A 23,945-nucleotide genomic window follows, 5' to 3' on the forward strand; every position below is an offset into this window, starting at 1 on the left:
GCTTGGCGTGGTGCACTTCCCGCAAAGTAGACAGCCAAAAAAAAGGCCGCAAACAGCGGCCTTTTTTAATCTGTGGCGTATTACGCGCGGTTTAGCCCAGGGCTTTAATCGCTGCGCGTAAACGGCTCTTGGTGCGCGATGCGAAGTTTTTGTGCACCAGACCACGACTAGCGTAACGGTCAAGAACGGGCTCGCACTTGGCAAATGCATCCTGCGCTGCGGCCTTGTCGCCTGAATTCAGGGCGGCGCGCACAGTTTTGATCAAAGTCCGGTAGCGAGACCGCTGCGCAGAGTTGCGTTGGCGACGGTCTTCGGCCTGACGGGCACGTTTTTTAGCTTGGGGAGAATTTGCCACGGGTTAGGCATCCGAATCATTCATGAAGCCTTCGAATTCTAGGGGATAATTAGAACGTGTCAAGATGTCTGTAAAACTCCGCTCGGGATATTCGTGCGCCAAAGCCTTCTTCGTTCCACTGTTGTTGTCAGTGCCGCCACCTTGCTGTCGCGGATTTTAGGTTTTGTCCGTGATGTGATGCTAGCGGTGTGGTTCGGTGCAGGACCGGCTATGGATGCCTTCCTGGTGGCGTTCAAGATCCCCAACTTCCTGCGCAGGCTCTTTGCCGAAGGGGCCTTTTCGCAAGCCTTCGTACCGGTGCTGGCGCAGACCCGGCAAGAGGAGGGAACTGAGGGCGTGCGCAGTTTGGTGGCGCGGAGCTTGGGCTTATTGGCCACTGTGCTCGCCGTGCTCAGCATATTCGCGGTCGCAGCTGCGCCCTGGGTCATAGCCGTCTTTGCGCCGGGGTTTGCTGCTGAGGATGGGCGCGCGGAGTTAGCGGCAGAGTTACTTCGGCTGACCTTTCCTTATCTGCTCTTCATTTCGCTTGTGGCCTTGGCGTCCGCGGTATTGCAGACCTGGGAGCGCTTTGCTTGGCCAGCATTAGCACCAGTGGCGCTGAACATTTGTTTGATCGGCTTTGGTGCCTGGGGGGTATACGCCTGGGAGCGGCCCATCATGGCTTTGGCTTGGGGCGTGTTTTCGGCTGGGGCGGCGCAGCTCATTCTGGTAGCCCTACCACTTCATCGCATGGGCTTGCTGGCCTGGCCGCAATGGCGTCCTCGCGATGCTAAGGTTCGGCGTATTTTGCGCTTGATGGCCCCGATCGTTTTTGCGTCCAGTGTTGCGCAGTTGGCACTTTTGTTGGACAGCATCCTCGCCTCGATACTGGCCGTTGGCAGCGTGAGTTGGCTGTACTACGCAGATCGGCTGATGGAGCTTCCCTTAGGCGTGTTCGCCATTGCCATTAGCACCGTGCTCTTGCCCGGATTGGCGCGGGCCCATGCTCAGCAGAACCATGCGCTGGCGGCGCGCCACTTGGCCTGGGCCGTGCAGTGGAGTGCTCTCATCGTGGTTCCTGCAGCGATTGCCTTGGCGGTACTGGCCGAGGTCTTAGTTGTAGGACTATTTGCCTATGGAGAGTTTTCGGCAGTCGATGCACACATGACTTCGGCGGCACTGCGCGCTTATGCCCTGGGTCTGTTGGGCTTTAGCGGGGTGAAGGTTCTTTTTCCCGCATATTCGTCACGCCAGGACACGCGAACACCGGTGCGTATTGGAATTATCGCTTTGAGCGTTGGCATGCTTTTCAACGTGGTGGCCGTGCTCTGGGCGCTGCGCAATCAATGGGAGCACGCGCATGTGTTGTTGGCGCTGGGGACCTCCGTGGCGGCTTGTCTGAATGCGACGATGTTGTGGCGTAAGCTGCCTGCAGGTCTCAAAGCCAGTGTGCACGGGGCTATGATTTGGCGTCCGCTAGTCGCGGGAGCGGGAATGGGGGTGCTGCTGTGGGCGTCGCTACCCGGGTCAGAGTTTTGGTGGCAGACGGGCCTGTGGACGCGGGTGCTGTGGTTATCCGGGCTCATTCTTGTGGGATTATTGAGTTATGCGATGTTGAGTTTGCTGCTGGGTTTGCGCCTGCATCATCTGCGTAGCCGGGAGGCCTTGTAATGCGGGTGTTTGCCGGGTGGAGACGCCTACGTGAGGATATACAGCCAACCGCGCTGACCTTGGGGAATTTCGATGGCGTCCATCGGGGGCACCAACAGCTGATACAACGGGTTTCAGTGCTGGCGGCGCAACGCAATTTGCGTTCGACTGTGGTGACTTTTGAGCCTCTGCCACGCGAATACTTCGGTCCTCGTCAGGCTCCGCCTCGCTTGTACAGCTTGGCGCAAAAGCTTCAGGCATTGCGGGACGTCGGAGCGGAGCAAGTCGTGGTTTTGCCCTTTGATGCTCGCCTGGCAGCGACCGACGCGGACAGTTTCGTGCAGCGTTTGATCTGTGCCGACCTCAAGGCCAGAGCTTTGGTAATTGGCGATGATTGGCGCTTTGGTAAGGGGCGGCGTGGAGATTTCGCGCTGTTATCACGCTATGCGGAGACTGGGGCATTTGCCCTTGAGCGTGCCCCGACCTTTAGCCTTGAAGGCGATCGAGTGAGTAGCACTCGAATTCGCTCTGTGCTTGCCCAAGGAGACGCTCTGTTGGCTCATCGCTTATTGGGGCGCCCTTACGCGGTGCGTGGTCGTGTGGTTCGCGGGGCCCAGTTGGGGACTCAGTTAGGAACACCTACGGCCAATGTGGTGACTCGGTTTGAGGTGCCTTTGCGTTGGGGGGTCTATTGCGCGTGGTTGAATGGTACCCCTGCCATTGCGAACTTCGGTTGTAGGCCCACAGTGGACGGGGCAGCGCCCTTGCTAGAGGTCCACCTGCTGAGGGATGGCCGTGACCTGTACAATTCCAGGGTCGAAGTGACCTTTGGCGCGTACCTACGCGCCGAACAGAGCTTTTCCGGGCTAGACGCGCTCAAGGCTCAAATCCATCAGGATGTGGAGCAGGCGCGTCACTGGCATCAAACCCACTCAGCTGAATCCTGATCGCGTGCGCAGTCTCTCCAACGTTTACGGCTTATGGCTCTCCTTAGTGATTCTGATTGTGGATCAGGTCACCAAACAGTGGGTGCATCTGGGGGTGGATTGGTACGAGCGCATCCCGGTGTTGCCATTTCTCAATATCACGCATTTGCGCAATACCGGAGCCGCATTTTCCTCCTTTGCCAACTTGCCACCCTGGTTTTTCGTCAGCTTGGCGGTGGCCGTATCCTTGGGAATGATGGTGTGGCTGCGTCGGAACGCTTTTGGTCAGCGCTTGGTGGCATTGGCGTTCTGCCTCATCATCGGCGGTGCTTTGGGCAATGTGATCGATCGTGTGCGGCACGGCTACGTGGTTGACTTCATCGATTTCTACATTGGCGATTGGCATTTTGCCGCCTTCAATGTGGCCGATATGGCCATCTCAGTTGGAGCCTTTTTCCTGGTCGTAGACATGCTGCTGGAATGGCGACGTGGTAGCCAGGGGTCGCGTGTATGAAGATTTTGCTCGCAAATCCGCGCGGTTTTTGCGCTGGTGTTGATCGCGCCATTGAAATCGTGGAGCGCGCTTTAGACCGGTTGCCGCCACCCGTATATGTACGCCATGAAGTGGTGCATAACCGCTTTGTGGTCGATGGCCTCAAAGCTAAGGGCGCCATTTTTGTGGAAGAGGTGGCCGACATCCCCGCTGGCGCTATCTGCATTTTTTCCGCGCATGGCGTGAGTCAGGCCGTGCGGGAGCAGGCGCGCGAACGAGGTTGCACCGTGATTGACGCGACCTGCCCGCTGGTCACTAAAGTGCATGTGGAAGTGGTGCGTTATGCCCGTGAGGGCCGGGACGTGGTCCTGATTGGACATGCCGGACATCCCGAGGTTGAAGGCACCATGGGCCAGTTTGATAACAGCTTTGGGGGGCGCATCCATCTCGTAGAAAGCCCGGAAGACGTGGCCAAGCTGCAACCTCAGCGCCCCGAGCACATGGCCTATGTGACCCAAACCACGCTGTCTATGGACGACACCGCCGTGGTGATTGAGGCCTTGCGTCAGCACTTTCCGCAGATCAAGGGGCCGCGCAAAGACGACATTTGTTACGCCACACAAAACCGTCAGGATGCGGTGCGAGAGCTCGCAAGTCATTGCGATTTGGTGTTGGTGGTGGGGTCTAAAAACTCCAGCAACTCCAATCGCTTATCCGAACTCGCCCGCAATTGTGGCACCCAGGCTTACCTCATCGATGGGGCCGATGACATCGACCCCAGTTGGCTAGAAAACGTCGATAAGGTGGGTGTCACGGCAGGAGCTTCGGCACCTGAAATTTTGGTGCAGCGGGTGATCGACCGCCTGCGCTCCCTTGGCGGAGAAACCGTCCAAGAACGGGAAGGCGTGGAGGAAACCATTACCTTTGCGCTGCCATCTCTATTGCGCGATCCTGCATGACCCAGGCTTTAGCGGCCGATCTGATTGTGATCGGCGGTGGCGTACTAGGCCTGAGTGTGGCGTGGCGAGCGCAGCAGCGCGGTCTGCGCGTTTGCGTAGTAGATGCTTCGATGGGTGCCCCCAGCGCGACGCCATCGTCAGCTGGCGTGCTTTGGCCCCTAGAGCCCCTGGCGGCAGATAGTCCTTTCCGCCGCTGGGTGCAGCAATCCTTAGCGCTTTACCCCGCTTTTCTGAGTAGCCTTACGCAAGCCCCACAGGCCGACTGCGGCTTCGTCCGCCCTGGGCTGTTGCGCTTTGATGCGCAGCCGGACGCGCTAGAGTTGGGGGAAGAATGGGCGGCGCCGTCTTGGCCCGGTCAAATTGCGCCGGTGGAGGGGGCTTGGGTTGCGCATGCAGCGCGAATCGACCCGCCCAAGCTATTGAGCTGTTTGCGTCGCAATTTGCGCGAGGCCGGAGTGAACATACTGCCGGAGCGCGCGCTGGAGCTCAGGGATGAGGGTGAGGTACTCACGGCCTCCAGTCGGCTGCGCGCGGCACATGTGGTGATGGCGACTGGAGCCTGGCCCATGCGCAACGCAGGCGACTTAAGTCCTGTGGCTGGGCAGATGCAGCATCTCCGGCCACAGACGCCGTATCAGGGTCCTATGCTCGTGGACGGTGATGCGTATTTGGTGCCCTTGCCAAGCGGAGATGTGCTCTTGGGCGCAACCCTGGAACAGCGGGGATATGCAGCCAAAGTCACCGAGGTGGCCAAAGACTGGCTACAACAGCGGCTGTCGTCATTTGCTGAGCACCTCGGGCCAAGTCATGTGCAATGGCAATGGTTGGGGTTACGCCCGTGCTACGCGCAGGGACAGCGCCCCCTCATTGGTCAGCTGGAGCCAGGGTCCAGGCTGGCTTGGGCCAGCGGGGCCTACCGACTAGGAATGACGATTGCCCCCGCGGTGGCGGAGCAGGTTAGTGCCTGGGCAGCATCGGAGCCTGCAGCGCTACCGCTTATCGAGGAATAACTGCCGTTTATCGCCACATGCTTGGCGGAGGTACAAGCAGGCGAGAAGATGCAGGCTCCATTTCTTGCGAGGTGATGTTGCGTGATCACCGCCAGCCGCTCTGCGCATCAAGGCCTGACATTGATTGAACTTCTGGTGGTCATGGCCATGGTGGCTATCACCACCACCGTGGCTGTTCCGTCCTTCCAGAATTTCATTCAAAACAATCGCTTGGTCACGGTTGCCAATGAGTTGGTATCCAGCCTGACCTTAGCCCGCTCCATGGCTATCAGCCAGCGTGCGCCGAGCATTGTGTGTCGTAGCGCGAATGCCACGGCGCAAGCGCCAGCCTGTGGTGGGGACGGTCGCTGGGAGGATGGCTGGATCGTGTTTAGCGACCTCAACGGTGACAACGCCTTTAACGCAGCCAATGAGCCCTTGTGGCAGCAGCGGGGGGCGGCGCCAGCATTAGTTGAAATTGGGGCCGGCGCTAACCTCGACCCGATGGTGCGCTTTGCTCCCATCGGTACGGCTCCAGGGTTTAACGGCACCTTTTCCGTATGTGATGACCGCAAAGGGGAAGCACGCCATGCCAACCGTATGCGCGAGATCGTTGTCTCTATCGTCGGTCGTGTGCGGGTCGTGGATGGCGATGGAGGGACCGCATGTCCAGAGTGAATAATCCAATGGCGAGTCCTCAGAGCAATGTGGTCTACAGCCAACAACGAGGGGTCAGCCTAATCGAGGTGCTAGTGGCCCTGGTGGTTCTCAGCGTAGGCTTTGTAGGCTACGCCGGGCTGCAAATGATTGGGGTGCGCACGGCCAGCGATGCCTTACTGCGGACGCAGGCTATTGGCTTGGCTGAAAACATGGTTGAGCGTATGCACGCCAACCGTTCTGCGATTAACGATGTAGAGGTCAACGGTGGCAATAGCCTATACGCCGGTATTCGTTCGGCCAACATCAATTGCGCCGCGCCGCCCTTGAATTGCGACCGTATGGGCGATGGCACCGCCGCTTCTATGTGTAATGTTCCGGAACTGGTGGCTTGGGATGCTTTTACCGTGTACTGCGGTTTCCCGGCGGCCAATGGCGAAACCATGGGAGGAATTCAGGACACCCTCCCCGATGGCGCGCTGGCTGTAGATTGCATTGGAGCCGGTGGTGCTTGTTTGCCCGGCTCTGCTCATCAGGTCACCGTGAGCTGGGAGGAACTGGAGTCTGATGGTGATGCCAACGCCGACCAAGACGGCGATGGAGACAAATTGATGCAAACCCGTCAAGTCCAGCTGCAGGTGGTGCCATGAGGGAGTCAACGCAGCAGGGTTTAACGCTCACCGAACTGCTCATTGCGATGGCGCTGGGGTCGGTGTTAGTGCTTGGAGTGGTTCAGGTCTTTATGTCAGGTAAGGCCTCCTACACCGTGCAGGAGTCGCTGGCCAGGCTGCAGGACAATGGCCGCTACGCAGACTTTTTCTTGGAGCGTACTCTGCGTCAGGCTGGGCGCCCGCAGGAACGCGTGCCCACCAATAATTTTCAGCCGGTGGACTTCCGCCCAGATGGCAGTGGGGAGCCGGCTACTCGCGACGGTGGCGCCAACGGAAACGGGCCCGATGTGGTCACCGTCATGTATCGCTCGAATACCAATTGCTTAGGCAACAATACCAATTATGGTGCGCAAAGCATGGTCGATGCGGAAGGCGCTCTGTATGCGCGCGACCAGTTCTTTCTCGATGACGAGAATCCACCAAACCTGCGCTGCGTCGGTCTTGGAGCGAATGGGCTACCCACACCAGGCAACAATCAGCCGGTGGTGGAGGGCGTGGAAGATTTCCAGCTGCTGTACGGCGTTGATGTGGATGGCGATGGTCAACCTAACCAATATCTGCGCGCCAGTGATGTCCCCAACTTGCAGCGGGAGAACATCGTGAGTATTCGCTATGCCGTGCTGCTGCGGTCGGAAGATGCCATGGGCGCCGCCATGCGCGGCACCACTGCCAGTGATCGCCGCTATGCCGTGCTCGACGCACCCATGCATGGCCCCTTTGATGACCAACGTTTGCGCGAGGTCTTTCAGTCCACTGTAGAACTTCGGAACCGTACCCAATGATTGCTTTGCGCCCCCTTCAGTTGCGTCAACAACAAGGTGTTGCTCTGGTCATCGGGCTCATCATGTTGCTGGTGCTCACCTTGATTTCCCTGTCCGCCCTCAAGATGACCACCCAGCAGCAGCAAATCAGTACCAATGCTGAGTATGCAGCGCTTACCTTCGCGGCCGCCGAAAGTGCTATTCGGTCGACCTATAACGAAGTTTTGGGGCGGTCGGCCCGGCCTGATGATGCGCCTGGTCCTTTGCTGGCAACCACCATGCGGGCCTCTGAAGTCGAAGACCCAACCTGGCCTACACGGGGAGTGGGCGAGATTGAAGGTTTGGATGTGCGCAGCACTATTCGCTACTTAGGCCAAGGTCGCGGTGACGGCCAAACCATCAACATCGGGAGCGGCGGCTTGATATTCCATTATTTCGTCATCGAGGGGCGTGCAGCACTGAATCCTGAAGACTCGCTCTCCGCAGCATTTCACCGCCAGGGTATCCGTCAGGCTGCGCCGCAGTAACAGCTGGAGTTCATAGTATGTATCAGCATTTTTCTCAGTCGATTACGCGCCTGACAGCCCTTGCGCTTTGTGCATGCACTCTCAGCCTGCAAGCCGATGACACGGAGGTGTTTTTTCCTCAGGTCGACAATCTCACCACCGAAACAGCCCGACCTAACATCCTGTTCATCATGGATACCTCGGGCTCCATGGGCAGCACCGACGGTACCGGCGAGACTCGCCTAGAGCGCGTCAAAGAAGCCCTGAATTTGGTTCTGGACGAAATCAACCAAAATGCGAATGTGGGGTTGATGCGCTTGTCGGATGATGAGGGCGGGCCGGTGCTGTTTCCCGTTGCGCCCATTGACTCCAACGCCGAGGCCATCGAAGCCAGCTGCGCTTTGGAGGGTGTAGACGGCAACATTCTCTACACCACAAATCTGGCGACCAATAACCTGCAGGATGTGCGGCTCAATGTTTTAAACCTGCTCGGCACTTTTACATCGCAAGCCAATGTCGAGACTCTCAGCATGGGCCGTGGGCAAGGCGTGCTTAGTCTAGTGGGGCTGGGGGATGACGACTTAGCAAACATGACGGTTGCCTTGCGCTTTCCCAATATCGCCATTCCTCAAGGGGCAACCATTGAAAATGCCGTATTGGAGCTGATGCCAGGAGCCATCAATGCGGGTACCGCAACCTTTAGCATCCAAGCTGAGGATGCGGGCGATTCTGCGGTCCTCACTTCAGGGACCAATATTTTGTCGCGTGACCTCACCACGGAGGAGGTGATTTGGCCTGCAGACGAAGTCGGTGATTGGTTAGACCCGTTTACCGAAATATTAGGTGTCACCGGCGGTGGAACATCGCAGACGACGCCAGACCTTGCGCCGGTTATTCAAGAGGTGGTCAGTCGTTCTGATTGGTGCGGCAGCAATGCATTGACCTTGGTCTTACGGCCGCGCGGCGACACATCCAGTGTGCGGCAATTTTTGGCTGGCCTCACCAATTCCGATGTCGCGCCTACCTTGAGGATTGGCTACAACCGTTTCTTACCGGGATCAGCCAACGGCTGTAGCCTGACCGAGGCGGTGACCGCAGTCGATGTGCGCGCCGATGATGCTGAGGAAAGATTGAATAACGGCCAGGTCCTGCTGTCGAGTAATGACTTGGAACTAGGCCGGGATGGCCGCCGCGAGCAGCTAGTGGGGCTGCGCTTCAACGATATCCAGATTCCACAAGGCGGGACGGTCTCTGAAGCCGTGCTGACATTCACGGCGAAGAACCGCTCCAGTGGCAACTCCAGTTTGCGTATTACGGCGGAGAACACTGGGGACGCGTCTGGGTTTAGCAGCTCGCGCGATTCGATCAGCGATCGATATGCCGGACGCGCGCCAGGGAGCGTCAGTTGGAATCCGGAGAATTGGACCAACCGGAATGGGACTTACGACAGCCCAGATATCTCCGCCTTACTTCAGGCCGTTGTTAACCGACCGGATTGGCAGCCTGGTAACTCGGTGGTGTTTTTCATCGAGGGTTCAGGCACTCGGCGCGCGTTCTCTGTGGACGGATCTAACTCCAAGGCGCCCCGTTTGCGGTACCGGGCACAAGGCACGCTGGAGATTAAGACGGTCCGCACTCGTCTGAAAGAATTGGTCAACGACCTCACGGCCACGGGTTTCACGCCGGTGACCGAGGTACTGACGGAGGCTGCACATTACTACCGTGGCGATGAGGTTTTCTTCGGACGCACTCGCGGTAGTGGCCAGTTCCTGAACGACAATAGTAACGGCGATGGAACTAGCGGCGGCCAAGACGACATCACCAGCAGCGGCCGGTATATGCGTGTAAGCCACTGCGCAACCTACACCGGCGGCCAGCAGGAAGATCCAGATGGTTGTAATCCTCAGGACCCCAACGACTCGGACTGCCGATTCCAATCGATATCGGGTAACCCGCAGTACATCTCGCCAATCGTTGATGAGTGCTCTAGCAATAACATCGTTTTGTTGACCGATGGCTTTCCCAACAACGACACCAATCGGCAATTGGTACGCCGTTTGGCGGGCGGCACCTGTTCGGGCAGTGACTGTGCACCGGAGCTAGCCCGCTTCCTGGCCACAGGCGATCAAGCCTCCGGATTGGAAGGCCTGCAGTCGGTGAACACCTATACCATCGGTTTTGCCAACTTCAACACCCGAGAATACTTAGAAGAGATTGCCGCCGCAGGCAACGGCACCTTCAGCCCGGCCTCCAATGCCGAAGATTTGGCAGAACGTTTCCGGGAAATCATTGCCGAAATTTTGGATAAGAACACCACCTTTGTGGCGCCGGCTGTGACCATCAATACCTACAATCGATTGTCACACCTCGATCAGCTTTACTTTGCCTTGTTCCGTCCGGACGTGGACCCACACTGGCAAGGCAACCTCAAACGTTTCCGTTTGCGGGCCAACCCCGGCCAAATTGTGGACAAGAACGAGAATGCGGCTGTAGATCCCAACACTGGCTTCTTTTTCGACAGTGCGTTTAGTTTCTGGAACGACAGTGGACAGGCCGACGGCGGAAATATTGATAAAGGTGGCGCCGAGGCGGAAATCGTCGCCCCCGGTCAGCGCCGGTTGTACACCAATATTTCTGGCAGCAACCTCACAGCGAGTGGCAATGCCGTAGACGTTGGTAACGACGCCATTAGCAAAGAGGTTCTGGATTTAGTGGGTGAGCCAGACGAGCGCCGGGCCGAAGTGCTGAATTGGGCCCGCGGTATTGATGTGAATGATGATGACGCTGACGGAGACGACACCGATCTGCGCCATGTCATTGGTGATCCTCTACATTCTGAGCCTGTCTTGGTGACGTATTCCGAGGATCAGATCAACCCGGATATCACGATTTACATGGGGACCAACGAAGGCTTTATTCATGCCATCGACGGGCGTGATGGCAGCGAGATCTTCTCCTTTATTCCCAAAGAGCTGCTGCCCAACCTCACCACACTGCAGGAGAACACAGGCACCTGGGCCAGTCGTCCCTACGGCATGGACGGCCCCTTGGTCGCCGTAGTCGAGAGCCCGAATACACCATCACGGAAAATCACCGTTGTGGCGGGTATGCGCCGTGGCGGTACTAGCTACTATGCCTTGGATGTGAGCAACCGAGATGCACCACGCGTGCTGTGGCAGATCAAAGGAGGCTCTACACCGGGCTTTGACGAGTTAGGTCAAACCTGGTCCACACCGATTCCCGTCCGCGTGCAGTTTGGTGGAGCCGTGGAAACCGCCTTGCTCTTCGGTGCCGGATATGACGAAAACCAGGATGCGCGCAACTCTGTCCGGCGCAGCGATGCCGTCGGGCGCGGCGTTTTCCTGGTCCGCGCCAGTGATGGAGCACTGCTATGGTCCGCCGGTAATCCTGAGTTTGGTCCAAGCTTGGCCGTTGCCGACATGCAAGCCAGCGTGCCAGCTGCGCCAGCCGCCATCGACTTAGACGACGACGGCCTCATGGACCGCTTCTACATTGCCGACACCAACGCCAAGTTGTTCCGCTTTGACGTCAACCCCGGCAATTCGGGTGCTGGCAACTTTGCCACGGGTGGACTTATGGCCGACTTAGGCGAGGATAACTCTATTGTGGGCAATCGCCGCTTCTACAATCAGCCAGACGTGGCCTTTGTGCAGCCCGGCACAGTAGAGCCTTTGTTGACGGTGTCGATTGGTAGCGGCTTTAGGGCCGGGCCTCTGGAGACATCCACCCAAGATCGGTTCTATGTGCTGTTCGATCCAGATACTACGGTTGCTGGCCGCAGCTTCTTTAGCAAGGGGGTTATCGATGATCCGGACGCGCAGTTATATGACGCCACGGCGAATGATCTGCAAAGTGCGAGCAACAGTGAGCGCGAGGCGGCGATCCAGGAACTGTTCTCAAAGCGTGGAGCCTATATTGATATGCGAGCCGGCGAAAAGGTACTGACGGTATCGCGCACCTTCGACAATCGCGTATTGTTCGGCAGCTTCCAGCCACCATCAGCCAATGCCAACGTGTGTACTGCCGGGGAGGGCATTTCCAGGCTGTACTTTATGGATGTGATTGGCCTTACGGCCGCTGCAGACCTCAATGACTCCGGCGGCGATCTGACCACGGGGGATCGGGACAAGGAGCTGGCGCACGGCGGTATTCCGCCCAACCCGGTGATTTTGTTCCCTGATTCTGGAGAACAGCCCGTGAACCCCATCGTTTTTGTGGGGCCTGAAAGCTTTGAGTTGCCGACCCAGGTCCGCGCCGAGAAGACCTTCTGGGAGGAGGTTGAGCCATGGAACAACTAATTCGCACTAAGCGTCGCTTCCAGACCGGGTTCAGTTTGATTGAGCTCATGATTGTGGTGACCATTGCCGGCATCGTGATGGCGGTGGCTGTGCCGGCTTACCAGGATCATGTGGTGAATGTGCGACGCGGTGACGCCCAGGGGGCGCTCATGGGCTTAGCCAACGCGCTAGAGCGTTATCACGTGACCAATCGAACCTTCACTGGAGTGGACGCAGACGAGATCCACCCCGGCAAGTCTCCAGTGGATGGCGACGAAACTCACTACTTGCTAAGTATTGAAAATGCCGATGCACGTGGGTTCACCGTGGTCGCCACGCCCAAAGGTGTGCAGGCAAAAAAAGATGATTGTGGCGCCCTAACGTTGACCCGCTCTGGCGCGCGCGGTGTTAGGGGCAGTGCCGACGTGGAAGATTGCTGGCGCAATTAGCTCTACGCACCACGGTGCGTTGAGTTTCGCTGGTTGCTGCCGCTATAATTGCGGGCTTGGCCGGTGTAGCTCAGTCGGTAGAGCAACGCATTCGTAATGCGTGGGTCGGGAGTTCAAATCTCTTCACCGGCACCAGTATCAAATCAAAGCCCTCTCCTTTGGAGAGGGCTTTTTTTATGCGTCAGTATTCTTCAGTTCTCTGACATGCATAAAAAAGCCGGCCTGATGGGCCGGCTTTTTCTTGGTGTGACAGCGTTAGCGCAGCTGACGGCGACAGCCCAGCAGCAACATGCAGAGCACCAAGCCCAGGCCCAGGCTACCGCCTCGGCCACCAGTGCCCAGCAGGCGAGCATCTGCTTCGCCACCAGTGCCAGACTGGCTCACCTTGGACAGCGTTCCATTGCGGTGCACGCGCACAAACGCTGTGCTCACTCCAGCAGGCAGGGTGGCGAGGTAGCGACCGGTGCGGGTATCCACCGAAGCCCACTGAGAGTTGCTGAAATCAGCGCTCGCGGACACCTCAACCTGCACAGACACCGGCGCGAAGCCAGCGTTGCCCAAGTCATCATCCAGACCCATGTCAGGGACAAAGACCTGACCGCCAACGCGCGTTCCCTCGGCGACTGCGCCCAGCGTATCCACGGTGGCCCCAAAGACCAACTCGCCCGCCTGTGGTGCTGCAGGGGTGATGGTCAGACGCGAGGCGTGTGCGCCTTCAAAGCCATAGGCCCATTCCACCTGGCCGGTGAGCTGGAAGTGCACACCCAGGGTTTCTCCGGTGAAGGCCGGCAGGAAGGTGTCAAAGTTGAAGCTGTACTCCGTCCAGGTGGCCGGCGTCACCGCCTGAATAACCGGCTGTGAGCGTGCAATAACGCGGTCGTTGGCACTCAGCACCGCAGTCAAGGTCATGGGGCCGGGTGTAGCGCCTTGCACATAGACCTTGGCGTCGATGGCCGAACCGGTGGGCAGCGCGCCGGTCAAAGGAGCATCCGCATGGAAGATACCTTTGGGGCGGAAGCCGGCTACGGTACTGGTGACGCGCGAGTCAAAGCAGGGCTCCAAGTCGCCAGGCAGGTTTGGCGTGAGCGACATGAATTGCTCATGGTCGCCTTCAGTCGCCGTTTGTGGCAGGCCACAACTTTCGGCGCTGCGGTAAGGCTCACTTTTCTCCCGACGGTGTAACTCGTAACGCAGCACGGGGGCTACCGCCATCTGTAGATCGATGGGAGCATTCTTGTTCGGGAAAGTCTTGAACGGAGCTTGGTTGCTCAGCGGGCCAGCGCCTTTGAACTCAGCCGCGTTGGCAATGTCAGCTGCGCAGGTGTCTTCGTTGCCGTCACCGTCACGGTCGTAGCTGCCGTACAGGGCGTCGCGGAGTTCACAATCCTGGGCGAAGAAGCTGTCCGCGTCGTCGCGGTTCGGCATCTCCATATCGCCCAGCAGCACGGCCAAAGCCCGCTGGCCAGCATTAGGAGTTGCCGCTCCATAGCCCTCCAGGGCGAAGCGACCTTCGGCATTGAGGTTGGCCGGGTAGGGGAACAAAGACAGATCCGCATTCAGCGGTGCCGCAGTCTTAAGCACAGCGGCCCGAAGCTCGCGTCGGGTCAGCTTGCCATCGGCCAAATAAGGGCTGTTTGGAATGGCACGACCTTCGGCGATAACCTGTCCAGGGCGCGTGCCCGTGCGGTAGTCGCCCAAAGCTGCACGAACTTCTCGCAGTACCCAGCCGAACACACCAGCGGTGTAGGGCGAAGCAGCAGAGGTGCCCCCGAAGGCGCATGTGCCGTACAGACCGGTGCGGCAGGCCGAAGGGAGGAAGCCATCACCCCAAGAGGAGATTTGTGCGGGCGTGCCTTCACCAATAATGGCGCCGGAGGTATCGCGGCGCAGAGCGCCCACGTTAATGGTCCAGGAGGGGCCGGTTTGATCGGAGCCGTAGGTGTTGTTGGTAACAGCAAAGGCATTGCCCACACCATTACCAGCTGAGAACAAGATGGTCACACCACGCTCAGCCGCTTCTTTCGACGGCGGGGCGTCGGAGATTGGATCCAAAAAGAGTACGCCCAGTGGAGCACTGCCGACATAGCCATGGCTATGTGAGGTGATCTCCGCGAAGGGCAGTCCATAGACCTCTTCATCGCGCAGTTCATCAATGCTGTAGATCAGACAGGAAGGGCAATAACCGTAGCGGTTGCCCGTCGACACACTGGCCGAGCCCGTACCGTGCCCATTGTTGTCCAAGATGAGATCTGAAGGAGCTGCATCGTAGCCATCAAAGGTCAAGGCACCAATAATCTTCGTGCCGGGGATCCAATGTAGCATTCCGGGCTGCGCCATGGGCACCGCCGAGGAACCATCGAAGAAGAACAGATCCATGTCCTGTTCCGGGTAGTACTCGCCGTTGAGCGTGATCGGCAGAGCGATGGAGCTGCAGGGGTAGTCGCTAATGTATTCACACGGGTGGCGGGTGAAGTTCTGGGTCAGCTCCAGAACCCGCGGGTCTGGATAACTTTCGGCGGAGAACTCCGAGTGGTAAGGGTTAATCCCCGAGTCAGAAATACCAATGATCGCCAGCGGAATGGCCATATCGGCCACTTGGTCTTTGCTGCCGACGTAGACCGATGTCATTTGCTGGGATTCCAGGCCCTGGGCATCGGTCACCAGAAAGCGTACCAAGTGGTGACCCACAGGCAACTCGGTCTGAATGCTTTGGCCGCGGGCATCCACTTCGCCGTCCAAGTCCAAGTCCCAGCCGGTGGCGAAGGGCGGCGTACCGCCGGAAATGGTGCCGCTTAACACTTGCGTGTCGGTGCTGCGAAACTCGTAAGTACCGCCGGCTTGTGCCACGGGGCGGTCGCTGCCCCCGACAACAAAGGACACGGTATCGGTGCTGCTCACACCGAAACGGTCGGTGAGCATCAGTTGAGCTTGGTAGCGGCCCGGCGCCCAGTCCCGCACTTTGAGCCTAGCAAATGCGGTATCTGCTCCAGTGATCGTTTGGCCGTCCACGGTCCACTGGAAGCGATAAGGAGCGGCGCCGCCCCAGCCGCTGCCCTTGAGGACCACAAAGCCATTATTCACATCGGGGCTGGCGCCAGCATCGGCAACGAGGGGTTGGGTGGCAGCAAGGGTGCTGCCCATCAAATCGTCTGCATCAAGCGTGCTGCCAAGGTTAGCCAGCGCCGACCCACAGAAGGTCAGGCACGCTATAGCAGCCGCCGCACGAATACGCGCAGTTGGTCTCATCATTGAATTGTTCTCCGGCCGCAGGCGCTCTTAGGCGCAGCAGGGCATTTGCAAGGTTTCTCCTGGAATCAGCGCCTACGACCTATGCCGCAGGGGTGCTCACCCAAGCACTTAGAGTCAGCAAAAACCTTGCCCTAAGTCAAATGCGGCCGCCCGCATGATGACCATCTTCGGCACTCACATGGCTCTAAGTGATTGATATTCCGCCTAAGAGCAATCTGTATCGATAGAACCGTCAATGTAATTCTGCGTAGACCCGGTGAGACCTGAGCTTGCCGCCCTGAGGCCTACCTGCGATTTACTGGGCTGGTGAAGGTTGCCTTCAAATGGAACTCTGAAGCTTGGTCTTGGGACTGGCAAGAGGCTCAGTCGGCGATGTCAGCCCAAGTTTGCTCTGGCGCTCCCCACGCGGGTGGGGTCGGTCGGCTGACGCAACAGTTCGAGGCCGGGCCAACAGACGCTCGTAGCCTCGGCCACGCAGCTTGCTATGTGGATTTGCAGTACTCTTTGGCACTTTCGGAGACACACTTCAGGGACGAAGCGCCATGACAGACAAGCCCCTTTCCGGCTTACGCATTCTCGACCTTACCCGGCTGTTGCCCGGCCCCTATTGCACTTGGCAGTTGGCTGAAATGGGCGCAGAGGTCATCAAAATTGAAGACCCGGTTTTGGGAGATTACACCCGCAGTTTGAATCCGGCGATGTTCGAGCTGCTGAATCACAACAAGGTTCAGGGCACCAAGCTGGATTTCAAACAGGAAGCCGACCGCCAGCGTTTTCTCACCGAAATGGTTCCGCAGGCGGATGTCGTCGTAGAGGGTTTCAGGCCGGGCGTGCTCGATAAATTAGGTGTGGGCTACCACGCAATTCGCGAGCACAATGCCGCCATCGTCTACTGTGCCATCACCGGTTACGGGCAAGACGGCCCCTACGCAGATCACGCCGGCCATGACTTGAACTACTGCGGTTACTCGGGTTTGCTAGAACAAACCGGGCACTCTGATCGCGAGCCCACGCCCATCTCCTTCCAAATTGCCGATTTGGCTGGTGGAGCGCAGAGCGCCACCATCGGCATTCTGGCGGCGGTGCTCAGTGCTCGGCAAAGTGGTCAGGGACGATTGGTGGACATTTCTATGACCGATTGCACCGCTGCACTGCAGGTGGTGCAGTTTGCCAGCATGGCTGCCCGTAAAGATGATCCTCCTCGCGGACAAGACATGCTCACTGGTGGGCTGCCCAATTACCGGGTGTACCGCTGTGGCGATGGCAAGTTCTTGGCTTTGGGCGCGCTAGAACACAAATTCTGGCAGCGTTTCTGTGCTGCGGTTGGCCGGGATGATCTGGCTAGGGCGCCGCTCGCACCTGGTGCGCCAGCACAGAAAATTGCTGATGAGGTTTCTGAGTTGCTGCAAACAAAGACGCGCGATCAGTGGATGGAAATCTTAGGCCCGGCCGATTGCTGTGCATCTCCCGTTCTTACGCCTAGCGAAAGCCTGCATGACCCGCACCTAAGGGCCCGCGGTGTGCTGGGTGGGGAAGTGGCCAAGCCCCAAATTCATTTGCCGATTCGCTTTGGCTAGTTCGGCCTTGGTTCGCGAATAAGCTGCTGGCCATCAAACTGTGCCTGGGCCGGCGGATGCTGGTTCTCGAGTTGCTCAAGTTGTTGGGGCAGGTGCTCGACTAACCATTGTTTACAGCTGCGAATGCGGGCATTGCCGCGGGTGTCACGATGGTTGAGTAGCCATATACCAACGCTTGGGAAGCTGGGGACCTCGGCCACTCTGAGAACGGGCGCGGTAGCAGGCACATTCAGGCAAGGCAGTAAGGCCACACCAGCGCCGGCCAGCGTGGCTGCTTGTAATGCCATGGCTGAACCAAATCGTGACACCACATTGCGCTGGGGTAGATGTTGTGCCAGCCAGCGGGCTTGCAAGCCATGGGCCAATTCGCCGGTATAGCCCAGCCATGGCCAACGCTCGGCCGGCGTTTTTTCTAGGGCGGGGAGCAGCGAATGATGGGCGTAAAGGGCCGATGGTGTGTTGCCCACCCTCCGACCGACGAGGTTGTCCGGTGGCGCGCGGGTAGCGCGAATGGCCAGATCAGATTGCCGCCGCTCTAGATCCTGCGCCGCGTTGGTGACGTCAATATCGAGCTTCACCTGGGGAAAGGCGCGCTGGAAGTCCGGTAATAAACGAGGCAGCAGTACCGTCGCTAGGATTTCGCTGGTGGTCAGTCTGAGCACCCCGGCGATGCGGTCATCCTGGCCAAGTAGCTGGCGTTCGGCGGCCAGGACCAAATCCTCTATCTCCGCGGCCGCTTGGGCCAGAATCAAGCCCTGCTCATTGCAGCGATAGCCCTGTGTAGCACGAATAAACAAGCGCATTTGTAGGCGCGTTTCCAGCTTGTCCAAACGCCGCAGCAATGTGGAATGTTGGAGCTGCAGGCTTCGCGCGGCGGCTGCCACGCTGCGATGGCGGTGGACGGCCAACACCGTTCTCAACTCATCCCAGTCCAGCCCGCCTGTGCGTGTGTGCACATCCAGTTTGCGCATATGTGTATTTATTGACAGGACGCCTTCAGCCTACTGTATGTCTCACGCCAGCAACAGGCGGCAACCTCAGCACCGACATAGGAGCAACACCATGCAGCGTTTCCAAGACAAAACAATATTGATCACCGGCGGCACCAGCGGTATTGGTTTAGCCACCGCGCAGCGCATCGAAGCAGAAGGGGGGCAGGTTCTGGTGACCGGCTCTAGAGACCAAAGCATTGAGGCTGCACGTCAGGTGTTGAGCTCTAGCGCACAATTCCTGCGCAACGACGTGGCTCAGGTGAACGAAATTGCGGCCCTAGAGGAGTTTGTGCAGCACCACGGGCCTCTGGATGGAGCCTTCTTGAATGCCGGATTTGGCCGCTTTGCACCCCTGGGCCAGATTAGCGCAGAAGAAATCGATGCCAATTACGCGGTGAATGTGCGCGGCCTTTTACTGCAAGCCCAAGCCCTTCAACCTCATTTGGGGCAGTCGGCCAGTTTGCTGCTGACCACCTCGGTCGCCCGTGATATGGGTTTGCCGGCTGGCGCGGTTTATACCAGCACCAAGGGCGCGGTACGCACACTGACTCGGGCACTGGCCAGAGAACTGGCGCCACAAGGTGTACGCGTGAATGCGGTGAGCCCAGGGCCCATCAGTACGGGTTTCTTCGCGCGAACGGGCATGCCTGATTCGGCCATTGCCGAATTTGGCGAGCAAATTCTCAGTCAGGTTCCGTTGGGGCGCTTTGGGACGCCGGCCGAGGTGGCTGCAGTGGCCGCTTTCCTGCTCGCCGACGAAGCCGGTTTTGTCACGGGTTCTGAGTACGTGGTGGATGGCGGCATGAGCGAACTCTAACTGCCTCGTGCAAGAACCTGATTGGGGTTGCAGGCGAGGCCCTGGTGCTCGCTTTGGTCGCATGGCCCCATGACAGGCACAAAAAAGCCCGCCTTAGTGGAGGCGGGCTTGGTATGTCGCCGACCTAAGGCCAGCGTTTATTTTTCCAGGATGGCGGTAACGCCCATGCCACCTGCGGCGCAGATGGAGATGAGGCCGCGACCACCTTTGTTTTCTTCCAGAATCTTGGCCAGGGTGCTCACAATGCGGGCGCCCGTAGCAGCGAAGGGGTGACCCATGGCCAGCGAGCTGCCTTTAACGTTGAGCTTGCTGCGATCAATGCTACCCAGCGGCTTGTCGAGGCCCAGGTACTCTTTGCAGAAGCGCTCGTCTTCCCAGGCTTTGAGGGTGCAGAGCACCTGAGCAGCAAATGCTTCGTGGATTTCATAGAAGTCAAAATCCTGCAGTTTCAGACCACTGCGCTCCAGCATGGCCGGCACGGCGAAGGCTGGTGCCATGAGCAAGCCCTCGGCGCCGCGCACAAATTGGTCTTTAGAGTCGTTGGCTTTGACGAAGTCCACACCCGCGGTTTGACCGGTCACGAACCAGGCTTGAACCTCGAGGTTATTGGCCTTGGCGTATTCCTCAGAGCAGAGGAACACCGCAGCTGCACCGTCGGTGAGCGGCGTTGAGTTCGCGGCGGTCAGGGTGCCAGCCCCGCTCTTGTCGAAAACTGGCTTCAAGGTCGCCAATTTCTCCAGGGTGGAGTCGGGACGCATGTTGTTGTCACGCGTTACGCCGGCGTAGGGCACGACCAGATCGTCGTAGAAACCAGCCTCGTAAGCGGCAGCGGCTTTTTTATGCGACTCAAAGGCCAGCTGGTCTTGGTCGGCACGTGCGATGCCCCAAGCTTGAGCCATATCTTCACAGCTTTGGCCCATGCTCTTGCGGGTGCGGGCTTCGGCGTTAGAAGGAATCTTGGGGGCCAGATGCTTGGGCCGAATTTTGGTCAGAGCCTTGGCGCGCTGCTGTCCGGTCTTGGCGCGGTTCACTTCCATGAAGATCTTACGCAGACCCTCATTAATCATGATGGGAGCGTCCGAGGTCGTGTCGGTGCCGGCAGCAATACCAGATTCGATTTGGCCGGTAGCGATTTTGTTGGCGACCAGAATCACGGTTTCCAGGCTGGTTCCGCAGTATTGGCCGACGTCGTAGGCGGGGGTCTGTGGGGCCAGCTTGGACTCGAGCACGGCCTCACGGGTCATCACATCCTGTGGGTTGAGCTTCAGGACTGTGCCGCCGGCGACTTCGCCCAAGGTCTTTCCAGCCAAGTCGTACTTATCGGCAATTGCGTTGATCGCTGCCGTGAGCATTTGATGGTTGGAAATTTTGGAATAAGCCGTGTTTGAGCGGCAGAAGGGAATACGCGCTCCGCCAACGATGGCAACACGTTTGAGTGACTGACTCATGGATTAATCTCTCCCGAATAGTATGCGTTGCAGTGCAACATTGCGCCGCGACCATAGCAGATTTGCGCCTGCGACGATACGCAGGCGTATGGGCGCCTTCGGGAGGCAGGTGGAATGAGCAGCCTCAAATGAGGGCGGCATCTTCCTCGCGCATGTCCGGAACCTCATGCACTTGTTCGCCTTGTTCGTTTCGTGTTTCTAAGTGCACTGGGTATCCCCACAAGGATTCCACATGGCCGAGCACTACTTCGGCCTCTTTGCTCAGGGGACGGCCGCGGCGTTGGAAGTGGGTGAGTGTGAGACTGCGGTCACCCTTGTGATCAAAGCGAGTGATCTGAATGTCCGGCACCATAGACTCACGCGCGTACTGGCGCGAAAGCAGCTGGCGTAATTTTCGATAGCCTCCCTCGTTGTGGATGGCTTCTACATGCAAATACTCTTCGTCCTCGCGATGGTCGCCAATGGCGAAGAGATGGAGCTCACGCATCAGCCGTGGACTGAGAAACTGGGCGATAAACGACTCATCTTTAAATTGGCGCATGGCAAAATCCAGCACCTTGCGCCAATCACCGCCTGCAATGTCGGGGAAGAAACTGCGATCTTCAGCGGTGGGCGATTCGCAGATACGACGCAGCTCCGAGAACATGCCAAAGCCCAGTGCGTAGGGGTTGATGCCTGAGTAGCCGCGTTGATCGAAGCCTGGTTGATAGACCACATTGGTGTGATTCGCCAGCACCTCGAGTAGGCAGCCATCATCCACATGGCCCTCATCGTATAGACGGTTCATGAGGGTGTAATGCCAGAACGAGGCCCACCCTTCGTTCATGACCTTAGTCTGGCCTTGGGGGTAAAAATACTGCGCCAACTTGCGCACGATGCGCACCAGCTCTCGCTGCCAAGGCTCTAAGGCTGGAGAGTGCTTTTCAATGAAGTACAGCAGGTTCTCTTGGGGCTCCTGAGGCAGAGGGTTGTGGGTGGCGAGATCATCCTGGGCTTCAGGTTGGCGTTTCTTCGGCAGCGTGCGCCAGATGTCGTCAAAGTTGGCCCAGTCATGCGCGGCCCGGTCTGCTTGCCGCGCCGCCTCTGCTTCTGCGGATAGGGGGCGAGGGTGGTGGTATCGATCCACCCCGTGGTGCATCAGAGCATGGGCTGCGTCTAAAACAGCTTCTACGTTCTCCGGGCCATAGCGTTCTTCGCAATCCATTACGTAACGCCGGGCAAAAACCATGTAGTCGATGATGGCGTCGGCCTGGGTCCACTGCCGGAATAAATAATTACCTTTGAAAAAGCTGTTGTGTCCGTAGGCGGCATGGGCGATGACCAAAGCCTGCATCGCTAAGGTGTTTTCCTCCATCAGATAGCTAATGCAGGGGTTGGAATTGATCACAATTTCGTAAGCGAGCCCGGCGCGGCCCCGTTTGTACTGTTGCTCGTGGCCAATAAAGGCCTTGCCAAAACTCCAGTGGGGATAGTGGATGGGTAAGCCCAGTGAGGCATATGCATCGAGCATTTGCTCGGAGGCAATGACCTCGATTTGATTGGGGTAGCAATCTAGGCCGAAGTGGTTTTGAGCCACATCGCCAATGGTCTTATCCAGTTTCTCCAGCAGAGGGAAGGTCCAGTCGGAGCCATGGATTAAGCGTTGACTCATGCCGAGGCCTCCTGAGAAAACAGCGAGCGTAAAACCGGGTAGATCTCGTTGCGATGTCGAGCCTCAGCCATCGCGAAATGCGGGTGGTCGATACGCGCATAGGCACCGGCGAGGGGGCTGGTTCGTCCGGAGGTGTTACCCACTTCCAAATACGCGAAATAGCGCAGTCGATCGAGCAGGCCTTCTAAGCAGCTGCGACTTTTCTCAATGTCGGCCCCAAAGGCATCCCCATCGCTGGCTTGGGCGGCGTACAGATTCCAGCCTTGCCCATAGCGCTCTTGAATGATGTCGTCCAGCAGAGTCAGGGCGGTATTGACAACCGTGCCTCCTGATTTGGGATCGTGAAAGAAGGTGTCTTCGTCAACTTCTTCGGCGTCGGAGGTGTGGCGGATGAAGATGAGTTCTACGGCTTCGTACTTACGGCTGAGGAATAAATACAGCAAAGTGAAGAAGCGTTTGGCCAAGTCCTTGCGGGCCTCATCCATCGAGGCAGATACGTCCATTAAGCAGAACATCGCCGCCCGTGTGACGGGCTCGGCACGCATGGCCCGATGCACATAGCGCAGGTCAAAGTCATCCACCCAAGGAACAGCCGCGATACGCCGCTCCAAATCTGCAATGTCGCTGGCGGGTGCGCCGGCTTCTTGCAGTTGGCGCAGCTCTTCTTTGAGGGGGTTTTGTACGGCCATGCGCCGCGCCATGGCATTGCGCAGCGAACGTACGACGGCCAAATTGGCAGGGGTGCCTTGGGTGGCAAAACCGGCCCGCCGTGGTTTGTTCTCGGTGATGGGTCCCAGCTGAGTGCGCGCCAGGCGGGGAAGTTCCAGATCATCGAAGAACAAGGACATAAACTCGTCCCGCGATAAGGTAAACAGGAACTCGTCTACGGTGTCCTCTCCATCACTGGCATCACCGTCGCCTTGGCCCTGACCTTGGCTGGGTGGGCGCGGAATTTTGTCGCCGGTTTCAAACTCGCGATTCCCAGGGTGAACGACTTCGCGGTCACCTCCCGAGCCATAGCTGAACTGGGGCTCGGAAATGTCTTTGGCGGGCAGTTTGACTTTGGCTCCGCGCTCGAAGTCCCCCATTTTTCGCTTGCTGACAATGTCATCCAAGGAGCGACGAATTTGTTTCTTGTAGCGCCGCAGAAAGCGCACACGGTTCGCTGTGCTTTTGCGTCGATCGTTCAGGCGGCGGTCAATAAAGGTACTCATGACACTATCCTGTCGCGATGGCTCGACCGATGAAGCGGCGTCTTGCGCCGGCCATCAGTCCGCCCGGCTGCGTCCGGTACTTCCCGTTGTAGGAAGACAAAGATTTTTTTGTACCTGCAAAAGTCGTTCGCGTCGAAGCTGCATGACTCCGGCGAGGGCTGCAGGAGCCACCCAGCACGGGCACACGGTCGGGCGTATGTCGGCGACTCTGCGGGGCTTTGGGAGTCGGCATCCTGCCTCCGCCCAAAGCGGCGGGCGTCCATGCCCGCCGCCCTGCGGGCCAAATCCTCCGTGTCGCCGCGCC

At 58.3% G+C, this 23,945-nt stretch carries 19 protein-coding genes and 1 tRNA gene; 14 read left to right on the plus strand and 6 right to left on the minus strand.

Translation table 11 applies throughout. From position 1 onward, the window contains the following. Window positions 1-91 precede the first annotated feature (91 nt). Window positions 92-355 (minus strand): 30S ribosomal protein S20, encoded by a 264-nt coding sequence (gene rpsT / locus KI787_12425; GenBank protein ID MBV6630759.1) that lies wholly within the window; start codon window positions 353-355, stop codon window positions 92-94. 93 nt (window positions 356-448) lie between these two features. On the opposite strand from rpsT, the gene murJ reads away from it, so the two are divergent. The 12 genes from murJ to KI787_12485 all read left to right on the plus strand — a co-directional run bounded on the left by murJ (window position 449) and on the right by KI787_12485 (window position 12,828). Further along, the gene (gene murJ / locus KI787_12430; GenBank protein ID MBV6630760.1) at window positions 449-2,005 is read left to right on the plus strand and encodes a murein biosynthesis integral membrane protein MurJ; all 1,557 of its coding nucleotides are present in this window, start codon (window positions 449-451) and stop codon (window positions 2,003-2,005) included. Beyond that, window positions 2,005-2,931 carry a bifunctional riboflavin kinase/FAD synthetase gene (locus tag KI787_12435; protein MBV6630761.1) on the plus strand — a complete coding sequence of 309 codons (927 nt, stop codon included), beginning with the start codon at window positions 2,005-2,007 and terminating at the stop codon, window positions 2,929-2,931. The genes murJ and KI787_12435 overlap by 1 nt, the downstream gene beginning before the upstream one ends. After that, window positions 2,882-3,424, plus strand: coding sequence for a signal peptidase II (lspA, locus tag KI787_12440; GenBank protein ID MBV6630762.1), 543 nt, complete (start codon window positions 2,882-2,884; stop codon window positions 3,422-3,424). Before KI787_12435 ends, lspA begins: the two co-directional genes overlap by 50 nt. Then, complete coding sequence (gene ispH, locus KI787_12445; GenBank protein MBV6630763.1) at window positions 3,421-4,362, plus strand: 4-hydroxy-3-methylbut-2-enyl diphosphate reductase; 942 nt, start codon at window positions 3,421-3,423, stop codon at window positions 4,360-4,362. The genes lspA and ispH overlap by 4 nt, the downstream gene beginning before the upstream one ends. After that, window positions 4,359-5,372, plus strand: coding sequence for an FAD-binding oxidoreductase (locus KI787_12450; protein ID MBV6630764.1), 1,014 nt, complete (start codon window positions 4,359-4,361; stop codon window positions 5,370-5,372). The genes ispH and KI787_12450 overlap by 4 nt, the downstream gene beginning before the upstream one ends. An 81-nt stretch (window positions 5,373-5,453) precedes the next feature. Then, a complete protein-coding gene (locus tag KI787_12455; GenBank protein MBV6630765.1) occupies window positions 5,454-6,029 on the plus strand; it encodes a GspH/FimT family pseudopilin in 576 nt (191 codons plus the stop codon). Further along, on the plus strand, window positions 6,017-6,658 hold the full coding sequence (gene pilV / locus KI787_12460; protein ID MBV6630766.1) for a type IV pilus modification protein PilV: 642 nt from the start codon (window positions 6,017-6,019) through the stop codon (window positions 6,656-6,658). The genes KI787_12455 and pilV overlap by 13 nt, the downstream gene beginning before the upstream one ends. Next, window positions 6,655-7,461, plus strand: a complete 807-nt coding sequence (locus KI787_12465; protein MBV6630767.1) for a PilW family protein — start codon at window positions 6,655-6,657, stop codon at window positions 7,459-7,461. Before pilV ends, KI787_12465 begins: the two co-directional genes overlap by 4 nt. After that, entirely contained in the window at window positions 7,458-7,967 is a 510-nt protein-coding gene (locus tag KI787_12470; protein ID MBV6630768.1) for a hypothetical protein, read from the plus strand. Before KI787_12465 ends, KI787_12470 begins: the two co-directional genes overlap by 4 nt. A gap of 17 nt (window positions 7,968-7,984) precedes the next feature. Next, complete coding sequence (locus KI787_12475) at window positions 7,985-12,265, plus strand: VWA domain-containing protein (GenBank protein ID MBV6630769.1); 4,281 nt, start codon at window positions 7,985-7,987, stop codon at window positions 12,263-12,265. Further along, window positions 12,253-12,693, plus strand: a complete 441-nt coding sequence (locus tag KI787_12480; GenBank protein MBV6630770.1) for a type IV pilin protein — start codon at window positions 12,253-12,255, stop codon at window positions 12,691-12,693. The genes KI787_12475 and KI787_12480 overlap by 13 nt, the downstream gene beginning before the upstream one ends. 59 nt (window positions 12,694-12,752) lie before the next feature. Next, window positions 12,753-12,828: transfer RNA gene (locus KI787_12485), tRNA-Thr, on the plus strand. Between the two features lie 120 nt (window positions 12,829-12,948). Here KI787_12485 and KI787_12490 read toward each other — a convergent pair. Next, window positions 12,949-15,942 carry a S8 family serine peptidase gene (locus KI787_12490; GenBank protein ID MBV6630771.1) on the minus strand — a complete coding sequence of 998 codons (2,994 nt, stop codon included), beginning with the start codon at window positions 15,940-15,942 and terminating at the stop codon, window positions 12,949-12,951. A 542-nt stretch (window positions 15,943-16,484) separates the two neighbouring features. Between KI787_12490 and KI787_12495 the strand changes: the two genes are divergently transcribed. After that, entirely contained in the window at window positions 16,485-17,519 is a 1,035-nt protein-coding gene (locus KI787_12495) for a CoA transferase (protein MBV6630772.1), read from the plus strand. Here the strand turns inward: KI787_12495 and KI787_12500 are convergent. Then, window positions 17,516-18,490 carry a LysR family transcriptional regulator gene (locus KI787_12500; GenBank protein MBV6630773.1) on the minus strand — a complete coding sequence of 325 codons (975 nt, stop codon included), beginning with the start codon at window positions 18,488-18,490 and terminating at the stop codon, window positions 17,516-17,518. The two genes, KI787_12495 and KI787_12500, sit on opposite strands and share 4 nt — an antisense overlap. 91 nt (window positions 18,491-18,581) lie before the next feature. Here KI787_12500 and KI787_12505 point away from each other — a divergent pair, with 91 nt between their 5' ends. After that, complete coding sequence (locus KI787_12505) at window positions 18,582-19,328, plus strand: SDR family oxidoreductase (protein MBV6630774.1); 747 nt, start codon at window positions 18,582-18,584, stop codon at window positions 19,326-19,328. Between the two features lie 137 nt (window positions 19,329-19,465). Here KI787_12505 and KI787_12510 read toward each other — a convergent pair whose 3' ends face one another. The 3 genes from KI787_12510 to KI787_12520 form a co-directional block, all read right to left on the minus strand. Continuing rightward, window positions 19,466-20,776: an acetyl-CoA C-acetyltransferase gene (locus KI787_12510; protein ID MBV6630775.1), complete on the minus strand. Its 1,311-nt coding sequence runs from the start codon at window positions 20,774-20,776 to the stop codon at window positions 19,466-19,468. A gap of 124 nt (window positions 20,777-20,900) precedes the next feature. Then, window positions 20,901-22,427, minus strand: a complete 1,527-nt coding sequence (locus tag KI787_12515; GenBank protein ID MBV6630776.1) for a SpoVR family protein — start codon at window positions 22,425-22,427, stop codon at window positions 20,901-20,903. Continuing rightward, window positions 22,424-23,641 carry a YeaH/YhbH family protein gene (locus KI787_12520; GenBank protein ID MBV6630777.1) on the minus strand — a complete coding sequence of 406 codons (1,218 nt, stop codon included), beginning with the start codon at window positions 23,639-23,641 and terminating at the stop codon, window positions 22,424-22,426. Before KI787_12520 ends, KI787_12515 begins: the two co-directional genes overlap by 4 nt. Window positions 23,642-23,945: the final 304 nt, after the last annotated feature.

Source organism: Oceanococcus sp. HetDA_MAG_MS8 (assembly GCA_019192445.1).
GTDB lineage: Bacteria > Pseudomonadota > Gammaproteobacteria > Nevskiales > Oceanococcaceae > MS8.